12 protein-coding genes are annotated in these 14926 nt (G+C 44.3%); 11 read left to right on the plus strand and 1 reads right to left on the minus strand.

Annotation, left to right across the window (positions count from 1 at the left end; genetic code table 11):
* Positions 1 to 24 precede the first annotated feature (24 nt).
* Positions 25 to 894 carry an AraC family transcriptional regulator gene (locus D1164_RS00600; RefSeq protein ID WP_119347991.1) on the minus strand — a complete coding sequence of 290 codons (870 nt, stop codon included), beginning with the start codon at positions 892 to 894 and terminating at the stop codon, positions 25 to 27.
* Between the two features lie 219 nt (positions 895 to 1113).
* Between D1164_RS00600 and D1164_RS00605 the strand changes: the two genes are divergently transcribed.
* The 11 genes from D1164_RS00605 (at position 1114) to D1164_RS00655 (ending at position 14858) form a co-directional block, all read left to right on the plus strand.
* On the plus strand, positions 1114 to 2700 hold the full coding sequence (locus D1164_RS00605; RefSeq protein WP_119347992.1) for a hypothetical protein: 1587 nt from the start codon (positions 1114 to 1116) through the stop codon (positions 2698 to 2700).
* A 21-nt stretch (positions 2701 to 2721) separates the two neighbouring features.
* Positions 2722 to 4155 carry a Gfo/Idh/MocA family oxidoreductase gene (locus D1164_RS00610; protein WP_119347993.1) on the plus strand — a complete coding sequence of 478 codons (1434 nt, stop codon included), beginning with the start codon at positions 2722 to 2724 and terminating at the stop codon, positions 4153 to 4155.
* Positions 4156 to 4176: 21 nt separating this feature from the next.
* Positions 4177 to 5667 carry a hypothetical protein gene (locus tag D1164_RS00615; protein ID WP_206610883.1) on the plus strand — a complete coding sequence of 497 codons (1491 nt, stop codon included), beginning with the start codon at positions 4177 to 4179 and terminating at the stop codon, positions 5665 to 5667.
* 46 nt (positions 5668 to 5713) lie between these two features.
* Positions 5714 to 7120, plus strand: coding sequence for a twin-arginine translocation signal domain-containing protein (locus D1164_RS00620; protein ID WP_119347994.1), 1407 nt, complete (start codon positions 5714 to 5716; stop codon positions 7118 to 7120).
* 45 nt (positions 7121 to 7165) lie between these two features.
* Entirely contained in the window at positions 7166 to 8230 is a 1065-nt protein-coding gene (locus tag D1164_RS00625) for a twin-arginine translocation signal domain-containing protein (RefSeq protein ID WP_119347995.1), read from the plus strand.
* Positions 8231 to 8255: 25 nt separating this feature from the next.
* On the plus strand, positions 8256 to 9659 hold the full coding sequence (locus D1164_RS00630; protein ID WP_119347996.1) for a neutral/alkaline non-lysosomal ceramidase N-terminal domain-containing protein: 1404 nt from the start codon (positions 8256 to 8258) through the stop codon (positions 9657 to 9659).
* 208 nt (positions 9660 to 9867) lie between these two features.
* Positions 9868 to 10443 carry a GNAT family N-acetyltransferase gene (locus D1164_RS00635; RefSeq protein WP_119347997.1) on the plus strand — a complete coding sequence of 192 codons (576 nt, stop codon included), beginning with the start codon at positions 9868 to 9870 and terminating at the stop codon, positions 10441 to 10443.
* Between the two features lie 63 nt (positions 10444 to 10506).
* Positions 10507 to 11259, plus strand: coding sequence for a PIG-L deacetylase family protein (locus tag D1164_RS00640; protein ID WP_119347998.1), 753 nt, complete (start codon positions 10507 to 10509; stop codon positions 11257 to 11259).
* Between the two features lie 34 nt (positions 11260 to 11293).
* Positions 11294 to 12226: a sugar phosphate isomerase family gene (locus D1164_RS00645; RefSeq protein ID WP_119347999.1), complete on the plus strand. Its 933-nt coding sequence runs from the start codon at positions 11294 to 11296 to the stop codon at positions 12224 to 12226.
* 11 nt (positions 12227 to 12237) lie between these two features.
* Entirely contained in the window at positions 12238 to 13647 is a 1410-nt protein-coding gene (locus D1164_RS00650; RefSeq protein WP_119348000.1) for an APC family permease, read from the plus strand.
* Between the two features lie 17 nt (positions 13648 to 13664).
* Positions 13665 to 14858: a carbohydrate kinase family protein gene (locus tag D1164_RS00655; protein ID WP_119348001.1), complete on the plus strand. Its 1194-nt coding sequence runs from the start codon at positions 13665 to 13667 to the stop codon at positions 14856 to 14858.
* The last annotated feature ends 68 nt before the right edge of the window (positions 14859 to 14926 follow it).

Here is a 14926-nt window from a genome sequence, read left to right on the forward strand (position 1 = left end):
TACAGGAGTTGCCAAAAAAACTTATTAATGGCGAACCACCATGTTTTGTTCCTGGAACCGGGATGGTGTTTCGCCTTTAATTTTTTTAAACTGCCGGTTAAAATTGGAGAGGTTTTCAAATCCGGACTCATAGGCAATTTCTGAAATGTCCTGTGTTGCATCCATTAATAATCTGCATGCGTAGCCAATCCGTACATTCATTAAGTATGATTTAAACGGCATTCGGTATGTATATTTAAAGGTATTGTAAAATGTGGTGTACGACATGTTTGTAATTTGTAGTAAATCACTGATCTGCATCTGTTTTTGAAAATTCTGAAGAATAAATTGTAATGCTTTTTGCATGGGGCTGTTACTATTTAGCCGGAATGTTTCAAGAAAGGCAGGGCTGGCCAGAGGGTTTAGCTCATCCGTGGCTGAGAGTAGTTTAAATATGGAGAACAGCGTATAAAGTTGTTCTGTGTCGTTCATGTTTAACATGTCATACATCCGTGAGATAATATGTCCTTTGCATTGTCCGTAAATTTCAAAACCCCGGGAAGAATCAGATAAAAAATTTTTTAAAGGTTTATTTTCCGGAATTTCAAAAAATTTATCACCAAGAAAGTCATGTGAAAATTGAACAACGATACCTTCGCCCAAAAATTGATCTTCACCCCGGTAATATTCCTGATCGCAAAGCCATTCATGAGGAATATCGGAACCTACAAAAACAAGATCATTTTCTTCAAAGCGATCGATATGGTCTCCAACCATCCGTTTGCCCTTTCCTTTTTTTATAAATACAAGTTCGTATTCCGGATGGTGGTGCCAGGGCGAGAACGGTTTTTCTTCGTGATAAAGGATAAACGATTTGGCTGGTTCTTTAAACAGTCTTATCTCATGTACTTTCATGATTATGGTTCATTTGTAATATAAAATTACTCTTTTTTAGGATAAAATGGATTGAATTGCCCTTTTTTTCTGAAGAAAAGTATCATTAATGTGAAGATTAGTATTACTTTTTATACCATTTATTATATAGGTTCACATGTTCTTAAAAGCCATTTCTTTTGGGCTTTCATTTGTAAGTTATGATGAAGCAAAAATAGAAACGAAATACATCCTTTACCTATGGATAAAAAAGAATCTCGGAGATATTTTATAAAAAAATCGGCCGGAATAGCCGCCGGATTTATGGTTCCCGGCTTTGCTCCTTTTCGTTTACTGGGAAATGATAAAAACGGGAACGCTCCGGGACTTGCCGGAGATAATGAGACGGGCCTGTTTTCAGGATTTGCAGAAAGAGATATTACGCCGGAAATTGGCATGGAACAGCCCGGCGGATACGGAAAATCGTTCCACAAAACGTTTCACGATCCGTGTAAGGTAAGAACAGTTGTTTTTTATGATGGCAAAAAAAAGGTTGCTATTGTGGGTATTGATGCACTAATGGTACATCGGTCGCTGGTTCTTTCGGTAAGAAAAAAAGTAGCGGAGAGTTGTGGAATTCCGGCAGAATCGATTTTAATAGCAGCCTCTCACTCTCATTCATCCGGACCTACAGGAATGATTCAGCCCGGGCAATACGATCATGCGGATCCACTGGCCAAATCGCTGGCCTACGAAAAATCGTCGTGTGCCGATCCCAAATACCTGAAACTGGTGGAAGAAAAAATGGTGGAGGCGATATGTCAGGCCAACAACTCATTGGAGGAATCCCGTTTGGGGGTTGGTACAGGCCGGGAAGAGGAGGTTGCATTTAATCGCCGCTTTCACATGGGAAATGGATTGACCTATACTCACCCTGGTCAGGGAAATCCTGATATTATTAAATCTGCCGGCCCGGTTGACCCAGAGGTGGGTGTGATAGGAGTCTGGAATAATCAGGGCGAATGCAAAGGCTGTATTATCAACTTTGCCTGTCATGCTACCACCAACCCGGGAGGGATATCGGCCAACTGGATATACTATCTTGAGCAGACCATTCGGGGGGCCATGGGACCCGATTGTATTGTTGTTTTCCTGGCAGGTGCCAGCGGCGATGTAACGCAGGTCAATAACCTGAACCCACACCGGAATCGGGCAGGAGAAGATTGGGCGCGTTTTGTGGGTGCCCGTGTGGGAGCCGAAGCCGTGAAAGTACTGCTTAGTATGCCCCGCGGAGAAATGATGCCCCTGGATGCGCGGTCAAAAGTAATGGAGATAAAACGCCGCAACCCTGATCCGGAGCGCGTGAAGCAATGTACTCAACTCGTTCAAAAGTCGCCGGAAGAGGTAGGAAGTACTGAATGGACATTTGCCAAAGAGATTGTTTTGCTGGATGCACTAATAAAAAATGAACCGGTCGAACAGGTCGAAGTGCAGGCACTGCAGGTAGGGCCAGCTGTTTTTATTACCAATCCTGCCGAATATTTTTGCCAGTTTGGACTTGACATAAAAAGTAAAAGTCCGTTTACATTTACTTTTCCAGTTTCATTAGCCAACGGCTCTGTTGGGTATGTTCCCACAGAAGAGGCTTTTGGATCAGATGGAGGGGGGTATGAAACACGTCTTACTTCATACAGTAACCTGAAGATAAATGCAGGCAGTAAAATAGCTGAAACAGGAGTGAAATTGTCGCGCCAAATGATCCCGGGAGTGGCACCCGACTATGAAAAAGCGCCGCCTTTTAGTGGTACCCCCTGGAGGTATGGGAACGTAAAACCTGAATTAAAATAAAATCAAAAAATTTCTAATCCAATGAAGACAAATCGCAGGAACTTTATTAAAGCTGCCGGAGTTGCCGGCACAGGAATGGTAACAGGGGCAATGGCTTCATGTGCCGGTAACCAGGCAAATGGTGCCAATCCAACGGCACCTCATGAGATATCCCAAAAAGAATATAAGCAGAAGTTTAACATGAGTGGTTATGCCGCACCTTCGCTGGACGTTGTCCGGGTGGGTTACATTGGCATTGGAGGAAGAGGTTTGGGAGCTGTCAGAAGGATGCGGCTGATTGAAGGTGTTGAAATAAAGGCGCTGTGTGATATACTGGATGACAGGGTAATGATGGGACAGAAAGCGTTGGAAGAGATGGGAATGCCTCCGGCAAAAACGTATACAGGCGATGAAAACATCTGGAGGCAGATGCTTCAGGAAAATGAGCTTGACTTAATATATATTGCAACACCAAGGCACCTGCATCCCGAAATGTGTATTTTATCGATGGAAACAGGCAAGCACGCAGTGACAGAAATACCTGCCGTGCCCACCGTTGAAGATGCGTGGAGGCTGGTGGAAACCTCAGAGACAACCCGTAAACATTGTTCAATGCTTGAAAACTGCACGTATGATTTTTGGGAGTTGCTGATCCTAAATATGGCCCGGCAGGGGTTTATGGGAGAGGTCGTTCATGTTGATGCCGGATATATACACGATCAGCGGGAACTAAATGTCAGTAAAGCCAAGGCGTGGCGTATCGAAGAATTTATTAATCGAAACGGAAATATATATCCGACCCATGGATTGGGCCCGGCATGTCAGTTATTAAATGTAAACCGGGGAGACCGGCTTGATTACCTCATTTCAATGTCGTCAAACGATTTTACAATGGGGCCCAAAATTGATGAACTGGCCAAAGAAGATGACTACTATAAAAAATATAAAGGTCAGTGGCAGTTGGGCAATGTGAATACTTCGACCATTCGGACGAAAAAGGGAAAAACAATCATGCTACAGTATAATGTGAGCAATCCCAGACCCTATGACCGTCTTCAGCAGGTTATTGGCACAAAGGCAATTTCAAAAAAATATCCTTTCCCTTCCCGGATTTCTGTCGGACACGAATGGCTCAGTGAAGAAGAAACCGGGGAATTGGTTGAAAAATATACCCCGCGCCTTGTGAAGCTGGTAGGAGAAATGGCTAAAAAAGTCGGAGGCCATGGTGGCATGGACTTTTTAATGGAGTGGCGCCTTATTGATTGCTTGAAAAACGGCCTGCCTCTTGATATGGATGTTTATGATGCTGCTGCCTGGAGTTCTGTGGTACCGCTAAGCGAATGGTCAGTGGCTCATTCTTCCTGTCCGGTGAAATTTCCCGATTATACCTGCGGCTCTTTTGAAACAAATACTCCTGTCGATTTAGAAATACTGAAAGGAGGAAATACAGGGATAAAAAATATCCCCGGAAGTTGAACAACATTTAAAACCAGAACGATGAACTGTAAAACGATTATATCATGTTTCCCGGGGCGTGTCCTCCTGTTACTTATGGTTATCATTGTGCACCATTTGCCTGTTGAAGCCAGTACGCAGACAAAGGATAAAGATTCCGCGGAGAAGGTATTTAGGGCGGGAGCAGCTACAAGCAATATAACCCCCCACCTTGGTGGGGGTATTATAGGAGGCTGGGGAATTCCTGAAGCAGATTACATACATGATGAATTACATGCCCGCTGCCTGGTACTTGACGATGGGGCCACAAAACTGGTTTTTATTATTGCAGATGTTTTAGGGCTGCATCAGGATTTAACCGAAGAAGCCAAAAAACTGATATTTGAAGAAACAAATATTCCCCCGGAGAATGTACTCATATCAGCCATTCACACTCATTCAGCCACCAGTGCAATGGGGGTGGGGGATAAACGGAGAAAATGGTCTGAGGGGGAACCATTCGACGATTATCAAAAATTTTTGATGAGGCGTTTTGCCGATGCTGTCAGAATAGCTTTGAAAAACCTGGAGCCTGTGCACATTGGCTGGGGAGTGGGAAACGTTCCCGAACATGTGTTTGTCCGCCGCTGGATGATGAAAGAACCGGTAATAAATCCGTTTGGGGAATATGATAAAGTGATGATGAACCCCGGGGTGGCAAACGACAACAAACTGGAGCCGGCCGGGATACCAGACCCGGAGGTTTCATTTCTATCTGTCCGGTCTTTGGACGGCAGGCCTGTTGCCTTATTGGCAAATTATTCGCTCCATTATGTTGGAGGGGTTCCTTCCGGACACATTTCAGCGGATTACTTCGCCGTGTTTGCCGATCGCATTCAGGAGTTGTTAAAAGCAGACAGGCAGGATCCCCCGTTTGTCGGTATGATGTCAAACGGTACCTCCGGAGATGTTAACAATATCAATTATGGAGGGCCTGCAGAACATAATCCTCCTTATCATAAGATGCGTCGTGTAGCCGAAGATGTCGCACGAGAGGTTTTCCGCGTACATAATTCTGTACAGTACCATAACTGGGTTCCCCTAAAGGCTGCCCGTGAGGAACTTACCCTTGAAGTGCGTAAGCCGGATAAAAAAATGGTTGAACGTGCCAAAAGTATTCTGGCAAGCCCCGATACAGTAAAACCTGTTCACCGGCATGAGGAAACGTATGCCGGGAGGATTCTTAACCTGCTGGACTGGCCGGATCATGTTGACATTGTGTTACAGGTTTTTCGTATCGGAGATTTGGGGGTGGCCGCCATCCCGTTTGAAACGTTTGCTGAAACAGGCATAGAGATAAAAGCGAAGAGTCCCTTCAAAACAACTTTTACCATTGAACTGGCAAACGGGTATTACGGATACCTTCCTACGCCCGGGCAACACAAGTTGGGGGGATATGAAACATGGCTGGGCACAAATAAAGTGGAGAAAGGAGCCTCCGAAAAGATTGTTACCAAGCTGATGGAGCTGTTTGTGTCAATGCAACAAAACTGATATGGATTTGTAAACGGATAAATTTATTCAATTAAAAACTGGAACTATGACTCACCGCAGAAAATTTATCAAACAGGTAGCCGCCGCCGGTATTGCCGGGACTGTCTCTCCTTTTGCTGTATTCCAAAAGCAACAATCTCCAGCTGTTCCGGGGCAGGGATTTAACGAAGAAGAAAATTCGTTATATGTAGGATGGGCTGTGGCAGATATAACCCCGGAAAGGCCTGTGGCACTGATAGGGCAACTGCATAAACGAATCTCTGAATCAGTACAGGATCCTTTGACTGCTACAGTGCTTGCACTGGAAACCCTGGATAGCCAGGGTGGAAAAGAGCAGGCGGTTATGGTTTCCTGCGATGTGATTTATATCCGGGCGCAGACACAAAAAAAACTTCAAAACGCCGTGGCAAAAAGATTGGATGGTTTTGAACCGGCCAAATTATTCCTGAATGCAACCCACACCCACACTGCCCCCGGGTTTATTGATGGGGAGTTTTATGGGTTATACGACACCAGCGATAATGAAAACATAATGAAACCTTCCGAGTTTGAAGCCTTTTTTATTGAAAGAGTGGCAGATGCAGTGGTTTCAGCCTGGGAAAACAGAAAACCCGGCGGCTTCTCCTGGGGGCTCGGAAATGCCATTTTGGGGCATAACCGAAGGACTGTAAAATCGAACGGGACAGCCAGGATGTATGGCGTTAATGACTCCGACTTTGCGCATTATGAAGGGATCAATGATAACCGGGTACAAATGCTGTTCTTCTGGGACAGGAATAAGGAGCTTACCGGAATCGTTCTCAATACCGTTGCAACCGCTCAGGTAACGGATAGTACAAACTATATTTCTGCCGATTTTTACCATGAAGTACGGCAAACCATCAGGAAAAAATATGGGGAGGATATTTTTGTTTTTATACAGATTGGCGCAGCAGGGGATATTACCCCGGTAAGCCATGAATATACTTACAAAAGGGCAGAAGTGGTGATGTTGAAAAGGAAGGGTATTTCTGCCCGTCAGGAATTGGCAAACAGGGTGCTTCAGGCAGTGGATGAGGTGATGCCTGTTGTCAGGGATAATATTGATGAAAAGGTTGTTTTTAAACATACGGTGGCAAAAGTGGAATTGCCGGTAAAAAATCCTCCTTCTCCGCCATTTTATTTTACCGATAGTGTAAAACCGGCAGAGTTTCATGTGTTGCGCCTTGGAGATATTGCCATGGCTACCAATCCGTTTGAATTATTTATCGATTACGGCATCTCAATCAAAGCCCAAAGTAAAGCCATTCTTACTTTTCTCGTTCAGTTGTCATGTCAGCATAGTGGCTATCTGCCCAGCGAGAGGGCCGCACAGGGCGGTGGATACAGTGCTGAAAGATACCTCGTTGGCCCCGAGGGCGGACAGAAACTTGTTGACGAAACTGTTAAACGAATCAATCAAATGTGGGACTAAAAAAATCAATCAAAAAGAATAATCATAAACTATAATTTTAATCAAATGTCAAATCGTAGAAATTTTATCAAACAAGTGGCAGCTGCCGGCGTTGCAAGCAGCATACCTTCTTTCTTAATGGCACAACAACAATCTAATCAGGACAGGATATGGGCAAACCTGTTGCACCTGAGTTACAATATGTGGGAAGACACGGTTCCCCTGAAATACAGGGACGAGAATTATAACTGTGCCAGCTGTCAGGAAGCCAGGGAATGGGCGCATCCTTACAGGCCGTTCCTTACTTTTGACGATCCCACATGGGATACATTGCTAAAGGAAATGGCTGCCGTTGGAATGAACATGGTTATTATCGATCTTGGCGATGCAGTTCAATATGAAAGCCATCCTGAAATTGCTGTCAAAAATGCCTGGACAAAGGAAAAATTGAGATCGGAGCTGGCTAAAATGAGAAAGTTGGGCCTGGAACCTATTCCGAAACTGAATTTTGCAACGACCCACGATATCTGGTTGGGAGAATATTCACGAATGGTTTCAACGAAAAAGTATTACGATGTATGCCGCAATCTGATTAGCGAGGTAATAGATCTGTTTGATTCCCCCCGCTTCTTTCATTTGGGAATGGATGAGGAAACTCCCAGTTACCAGCGAAGGTTTGACTATGCTATAGTACGCCAGAATGACCTGTGGTGGGGAGATCTCTATTTTTATATCGGAGAAGTGGAAAAGAAAGGGGTACGTTCCTGGATATGGTCAGATTATGCCTGGCATCATCCCGAGCTCTTTTTCAAAAAAATGCCCAAATCAGTCCTTCAGAGTAACTGGTACTACGGGACAAACTTTGACCTGAAAAAGCTTGATGAACCGACGAAAAGTTATGTGAAATTATACAATGATTTGGAAGAATATGGATATGACCAGGTACCGACAGGCAGTAATCACTCCAATGAGCTGAACATGGAAGCAACGGTAGATTATTGTAAAAAAGTGATAGATCCTTCCCGTTTGTACGGTTTTATGACAGCTCCCTGGCGGCCGACTATGGCAGAGTGCCTTGACAGGCATAAAGAAGCGATAGCTCAAATTGGGAGAGCCATAAAAAAGTTCTAATTGGAAGTTATTCAAAGCAAGAATAATGAATGTGTTAAAACGTTTTCTTTTAATTGTGTATTCCGGGCTGCTTTTCTGTGTCGGCTGTAGCCAACCAACTAACGGCGGCAGCTTAAATGTTGGCGTGGCAAAAGTGGACATTACTCCGCCTGTCGGATACCCGGTACATAAAGTCACGAGCGAAGGAGTGCTGGATCCTCTTGAAGCCAGGGCAATTGTTTGGAGCGATGGTGATCGTCAGGCTGCCCTGGTAATGGCCGATCTTTTTTACATTCCGTTAAGTCTTTCGGAGGTGGTTCGCAAACGGGCCTCTGAGAAAACCGGTATCCCCGTTTCCAATATTTGCCTGGCCGCTACACATACCCATGCTGATCCAACATGCTATACCGAAGTTGAAGAGTATGCACAATGGCTGGAGTCCGGCAAACCTTTACCTGGGGATAAGTATTCTTATGCCGAACAACTTGTGGAGAGACTGGTAAATTCCATTGCGGAAGCACAGGCGAACCGTAAACAGGCAACTATAAAGTCGGGAGTTGTAAATACGGAGGGAGTGGCCTTTAACCGCCGGCATCTTATGAAAGACGGGACGGTAAAAATGAACGGTGGTTTTTTGAACCCCGACATTATCGGTGCGGTAGGCCCTGTGGATCCGGAACTGGGGATTATTTTATTTACAGCAGAAGGCGATGAAAAACCTTTTTCCTCCTTTTCAACATTTGCCATGCAACTGGCAACAATAGGCGGAACAACAAAGTTTAGCAGTGGCTATCCTCATTTTCTGGAAAAAGGATTACAACGGCATTTTGGTGACGGGTACCTATCCGTTTTTGGCGAGGGACCCTGTGCCGATGTCAACCATTGGGATATATCTAAGCCGGGGCCGCAAATAGGATATGAACTGGCAACCAGGCCCATTGGAGAAAAGCTGGCAGCCGGTTTCCTTGAAAAGTATTCCGGATTAAAAGAAAATAAGGCCGCCCTTGCCGTAAGCAGCAAAGTTGTTGAGGTTCCAATCCAAACTTACAGTGCTATGGATTTGAACTGGGCCAAAAGCTTTAAAGGGAAACCTGCGTCTGCTTTGGTTACTGCCCGTGTGAAAAAGATCCTTGCTCTTGATGAACTTCGCCAAAAGTATGGCGAAACAATGCCGCTCGAAGTCCAGGTTTTTAAGCTGGGAGATGAGACCGCAATTGTTGCATTGCCCGGACAAATTTTTGTTGAACTGGGCCTGGAACTTAAACAATCCTCTCCGTTTGAGACAACCCTGGTTGTTACACTGGCAAATAATCACGAGGAGTGTATCCCGCTAAGAAAAGCTTTCGCGGAAGGAAGTTATGAGATCGTTTACTCGCTGGTCGATTCCGGCGGAGGAGAAATGTTGGTGGAAACAGCCCTCTCTTTATTGAATGAAATTAAAAGAAGATAAAAGAATAGTAAATCAAATATTCAACAAGTAATATTATTTATTGTGAAATAAAAATTAGCGGTAGATGGAGAATAAAAAGTTAGAAGGCTGTGAAAAAGAGTATTGCCTTGAGGATAAGAATGGAAATTCTATTATCCTAACGGATGATTTGAATAGCTAATAATGAACTTTAGTTGAATATTTATTCGAATGAAAAATAAATTTTGGAATGAAATTAAATGAAAAGATTATAGTAACAAGTAGGAATCATAAACAATTTATTATTCGTCGTCTTTTAATAACTGATCGAGTAGTATTACAAAATTTTGGTAATTCTTTATCAGAAAAATCCACTGCTTCTTTTTTTCCCCACTCATATGACGACAAAACTGTCGAAGCAATTCTGTCACGCTCTGAAATCGGAAAAGATCTAACACTTGGCCTTTTCAATAAAGATGAAATGGCAGCATATTTTTTTCTTTGGTATTTTGACGAACCCATTCCTTTGTTAGGAATTGGCATTTTAGATACATTTCAAGGACAGGGTTTGAGCAAAAAAATAATACAGATTCTTATAAATGCAGCTTGTAAAAAAGGTTGTGATGGTATTGAACTCACCACATTACCGGATAATCATATAGCATTTTCTCTTTACGAAAGTATGGGCTTTAGGCATTATGCCGATGTTGAAAACGTTGCTGGTGACGGACGTGTGCTCATGGAACATGCTATGTTTTTACAATTTAATCCGAATGTAGCCCCCTCAACAGATTTACACAAACCACCGGTAGATTTTACAACTTAGTTTTATTTAGCTGTATGCAGGTGAATCAACAGGAAATATAGTTCATTTAAATTATTAAATAGTATGGAAAAAAGAGTATTGGGTTTGTTTGCCCATCCGGATGATGCTGAGTTAATGTGTGCCGGAACCCTTTCGCTGATGCGGAAACTGGGTTGGGAGGTTCATATAGCAACCATGGCCCCCGGTGACAAAGGTACAGTGGAATATAACCGGGCCGAAATAAGCGCTATCCGAAAAGCGGAAGCAAAAAAATCTGCCGAATTAATAGGAGGCACCTATCATTGCCTTGAATTTGAGGATGTTTATATACTGTATGATCGGGAAACCGTTAACGCCGCATCAGCGTTGATCCGGAAGGTTAAGCCAAGCATTGTTTTTACGGCAAGCCCCTCAGATTATATGGTGGATCATGAGATGACCAGTATGGTTGCCCAGACCGCATGTTTCTGCTGCGGAATAAAAAACCTGGAGGTAGAGGAACCCACGTTCGAACCGGTCCCTTACCTGTACTATTGCGATGCCATGGAAGGCAAAGACAAACTGGGACAACCGTTACAACCATCCATGTATGTTGATATTTCAGAAGATATGCCGGTGAAGGAAAAGATGCTGGGATGTCATGAAAGCCAGCGTAACTGGTTGCTGGAGCATCATAAAATGGATGAATACATCCTGGCCATGAAACGGTTTGCTGCCATAAGGGGGAAAGAGATAGGGACAGAATATGCGGAAGGATTCCGGCAGCACCTGGGGCACGGATATCCGCAGGATAATATTCTGCAGGAGATTCTCGGCAAACATATCAGGGTAATATAAACAATCATTTTTAACAAAATAAAAAAAGAATAGAATGGCACGAAAACAAAGTATGCTGGCACCGGGGTGGTGGGATTATACTACCCTCGAAGATGATTTGCTCAAAGATGTGGCAAAGCTAACCCCCAACGATCTTCTTCAGCTATCCCGTCCCGGTTTCAAGGTCGTTTTTTATGACACACTGGAAGATTTTTACCTGGCCGAAGCGCTGGAGTACATCACCGCCTGGAAACAGGCAACGGCATCTGCCCCTGTTGGTATTTGCGGCCCCATTGGCCCAACGGAGCAATTACCGCTGGTTGCCCGTTTGGTAAATGAACTGCAGTTGGATTTATCCAATGCTCATTTCTGGGGTATGGACGAATGGTTTGTTGATGGGAAAGAGATCAGCCCGGACAGTCCCATATCCTTTGAGAGGGCAGACCGTGAGATGTGTTTTGACCGGATGGATAAAAAGTACAGAATCCCGGACTCTAACCTGCATTTTCCCAAGGCAGACACCCGGGAATATATCAGTAGCTGGGACAGTGGCATCCGTTGTGCTGTAATGCAGGGAGGCCAGGGAGATGTAAAACACTGGGCATTTAACGACCCTGCAAAAAGGGAAGGCAAATATGCAGATGCACCCCCCACGCCGGAGGAATTCCGGAAGTTGACAACACGGGTAGTGGATCTTCATCCGGTAACGTGTATGCAAAATGCCCGGACAAGCGCAGGGGGCGTAGTAACAGGTATTCCGGCGCAGGCGATAACTGTTGGCCCGACCGAAACCTGGAAGGCAGAAAAAGTATCGATTTGGCAGGCTGGGGTACACGACAATCCTTTTGGTCAGCGACTGACCGCTTTTATGATTGGAAAAAAGATAATGGATTCATCCGTTCCCATGTCCTTACTGGCCGATCATCCCAATGTGCAGTTTAATTACTACAGAGGAGGGATTGGCGCCTGCGGAACTGAAATGCATTGAACAGTAATTTTATGAGCGATAGTTCGACGGTATTACCGGAGGGGAAAGCCCCTTCGTTACAACGGGTTTTGGGGTTATGGGATTTGGTTTTTTACGGTATTGTTCTGAACCAGCCCGTGGCCGCCGTTGGTTTGTTTGGGTTGGTAGCTGTTTTGTCGGGCGGGCATATGGTTACCACCCTTTTGTTAAGCATGGTGGCCATGCTTTTTACTGCCTCAAGTTACGGGCGCATGGCTGCCCTGTACCCCTCTGCAGGTTCAGCGTATACTTATGTAGGGAGAGGGCTTAATCCATATCTTGGCTTTATGGCCGGGTGGGCTATGGTGTTATGTTATATGGTAATACCTATCATTAATACTGTTTTTGGGGTTTTGTCGCTTCAGCGGTTGTTTCCCGGTATTCCTTTTTCTCTGGGGGTGGTTGCTTTTATATCATTTATAACCATCCTTAATTTGCTTGGGGCCCGCACAAGTATAAATGCCAACAAAACGATGCTTTATATTATGCTCGTTATTATAACGGCTTTTATTATCCTTGCCATACGGTATATTCTTCATAAAACGGGAACAGAAGGGCTGTTTGCCACAAAGCCCGTTTATAACAAGGAAACGTTTAGTGTGAATTCCTTGTTTGCAGGAACAGCCCTGGTTGCGCTTACTTATGTTGGTTTTGATGGTATCACCACACTGGCTGAAGAGGTGAAGAATCCGAAACGGAATATTCTGATGGCTGTTGTAATCGTATGCCTTTTTACCGGTCTTTTCAGCAGTTTGCAAATGTACCTGGCACAGCAGGCAGCGCAGTCAATGTGGTTGGATAATGTGACTCAGGCTGTTCCGTTTTATGAAAGAATACCTTCGGAACACATTGAAACAGCATTTATGACAGTTTGTTTGGAAGTAGGAGGAGTATTATTATTTAATGCTATGACAATCACTATGTTTGTTGCTTGTTTGGGGAGCGGGATGGCCGGCCAGTTAGGAGCGGCCCGGTTGCTTTATGGTATGGGAAAAGAAAACGTTCTGCCCGCACGGTTTTTTTCCTACCTCGATAAAAAACATAATTCTCCTGCTTTAAATATTTTGGTAATCGGTATTTTGTCACTTGTTGGGGCCATGGTACTGAACTACCAGCGAACTGCGGAGCTGATAAATTTTGCCGCCCTTATCGCATTTATGGGAGTGAACATAGCTGCTATCAGACAACTGTATTTTAGAGTGCCCCGAAAAGAACGGAATCTGATAACCGGGTTTATGATGCCTGCTGCCGGATTTCTTTTTTGTCTGTGGATATGGATGAGCTTACCCGGAAGTCCGAAAATATTAGGAGGTATATGGTTACTCATCGGTGTTATTTACCTGGCAGTATCCACCCGGGGATTTCGAAAACAGCCGGTGGCGCTTGATTTTAAAGAGGTATAAAATGAGAGAAAGAAGATATGGAAAAAATTACTGTTTCGGGAGTAGGCTGTTGTCTGGTCGATCGTGTCTATAATAATGTCTCCTTTTCCTCCGGGATTTTTTCCTCCTGTCTTTCGAAGGAAAGGGGCGACGGAGGTTTAGTTCCCGGGCATCTGGTATTTAAAGAAGAGTTTGAGGGGTTTGTAAAAAAAGATTTGCAGGTAACTCTTGGCGAAATTACAGGGAACAAATTGCCGGACAAGCTTAGTATTGGAGGCCCCTGCATTGTGGCGATGATACATGCTGCCCAGATTTTGGATAATAAGAACTGCGACTTTCGTTTTTACGGATGCGGGGGAAAAGATACTGATGGCGAATTTTTAGTGTCAGCGTTGAAGCAGACTCCTCTTGATGTCAGCCAGTATGAGTTAACCGGTTCGGTAACCCCGTCAACAATAGTGCTTTCAGATCCTGATTATGATCAGGGAAACGGGGAGCGCGTTTTTATCAATTCCATCGGAGCTGCCTGGGATTATTCACCGGATAGCCTAAACAATGATTTTTTTTCTTCTGATATTGTTGTGTTTGGAGGGACAGCCCTTGTTCCGCAAATTCATGATCACCTTACCGGGCTGTTGGCAAAAGCCAAAACCAAAGGGTGTATTACCGTCGTAAACACAGTTTACGATTTCAGGAACGAAAAGGCAAACAGCGGGAAGAAATGGCCGCTGGGAGAAAGCGACGAAAGCTACCGGCATATCGATTTATTAATTACTGATTCGGAAGAAGCTTTTCGCCTCAGCGGAAAAAAATCTATACCCGATGCCTTGCAGTTTTTTCGCGACCAGGGAACGGGGGCAGTCGTTGTAACAAATGGCCCCAATAATCTGGCAGGATTTTCGGCAGGGAATGCCCTGTTTGACAAACAGGAGTATTTCGAAATGCCGGTCTCTGCTGCTGTTTCAGAAGAATTACAAAAAGGACGTAAGGGAGACACTACGGGATGCGGCGATAATTTTGCAGGCGGGGTAATGGCCGGTTTGGTACTTCAGCTTCAATCCGGACAATTCCCAGTTGACCTTCGGGAAGCGTGTGCCTGGGGGGTTGTGTCTGGGGGGTATTCCTGCTTCTATGTTGGGGGAACTTATCTTGAGAAATATCCCGGAGAAAAGCGCAAGTTGCTTGCTCCTTATTATGAAAAGTATAAAATGCAAATTCGGGTCGGAGGATAAAATAGGGTATGTATAAAGTAGTATTACGAGAGTAAATGTAGTTGGAAAAAATACAGAAACTTAGTTTT

Origin of the sequence: Mariniphaga sediminis (assembly GCF_003573545.1) — a bacterium.
Lineage (GTDB): Bacteria > Bacteroidota > Bacteroidia > Bacteroidales > Prolixibacteraceae > Mariniphaga > Mariniphaga sediminis.

Excerpts from the sequence above, each read along its gene's own strand:
- D1164_RS00600 (WP_119347991.1), bottom strand. The coding sequence starts at position 894 with ATGAAAGTACATGAGATAAGACTGTTTAAAGAACCAGCCAAATCGTTT.
- D1164_RS00605 (WP_119347992.1), top strand. The coding sequence starts at position 1,114 with ATGGATAAAAAAGAATCTCGGAGATATTTTATAAAAAAATCGGCCGGA.
- D1164_RS00610 (WP_119347993.1), top strand. The coding sequence starts at position 2,722 with ATGAAGACAAATCGCAGGAACTTTATTAAAGCTGCCGGAGTTGCCGGC.
- D1164_RS00615 (WP_206610883.1), top strand. The coding sequence starts at position 4,177 with ATGAACTGTAAAACGATTATATCATGTTTCCCGGGGCGTGTCCTCCTG.
- D1164_RS00620 (WP_119347994.1), top strand. The coding sequence starts at position 5,714 with ATGACTCACCGCAGAAAATTTATCAAACAGGTAGCCGCCGCCGGTATT.
- D1164_RS00625 (WP_119347995.1), top strand. The coding sequence starts at position 7,166 with ATGTCAAATCGTAGAAATTTTATCAAACAAGTGGCAGCTGCCGGCGTT.
- D1164_RS00630 (WP_119347996.1), top strand. The coding sequence starts at position 8,256 with ATGAATGTGTTAAAACGTTTTCTTTTAATTGTGTATTCCGGGCTGCTT.
- D1164_RS00635 (WP_119347997.1), top strand. The coding sequence starts at position 9,868 with ATGAAATTAAATGAAAAGATTATAGTAACAAGTAGGAATCATAAACAA.
- D1164_RS00640 (WP_119347998.1), top strand. The coding sequence starts at position 10,507 with ATGGAAAAAAGAGTATTGGGTTTGTTTGCCCATCCGGATGATGCTGAG.
- D1164_RS00645 (WP_119347999.1), top strand. The coding sequence starts at position 11,294 with ATGGCACGAAAACAAAGTATGCTGGCACCGGGGTGGTGGGATTATACT.
- D1164_RS00650 (WP_119348000.1), top strand. The coding sequence starts at position 12,238 with ATGAGCGATAGTTCGACGGTATTACCGGAGGGGAAAGCCCCTTCGTTA.
- D1164_RS00655 (WP_119348001.1), top strand. The coding sequence starts at position 13,665 with ATGGAAAAAATTACTGTTTCGGGAGTAGGCTGTTGTCTGGTCGATCGT.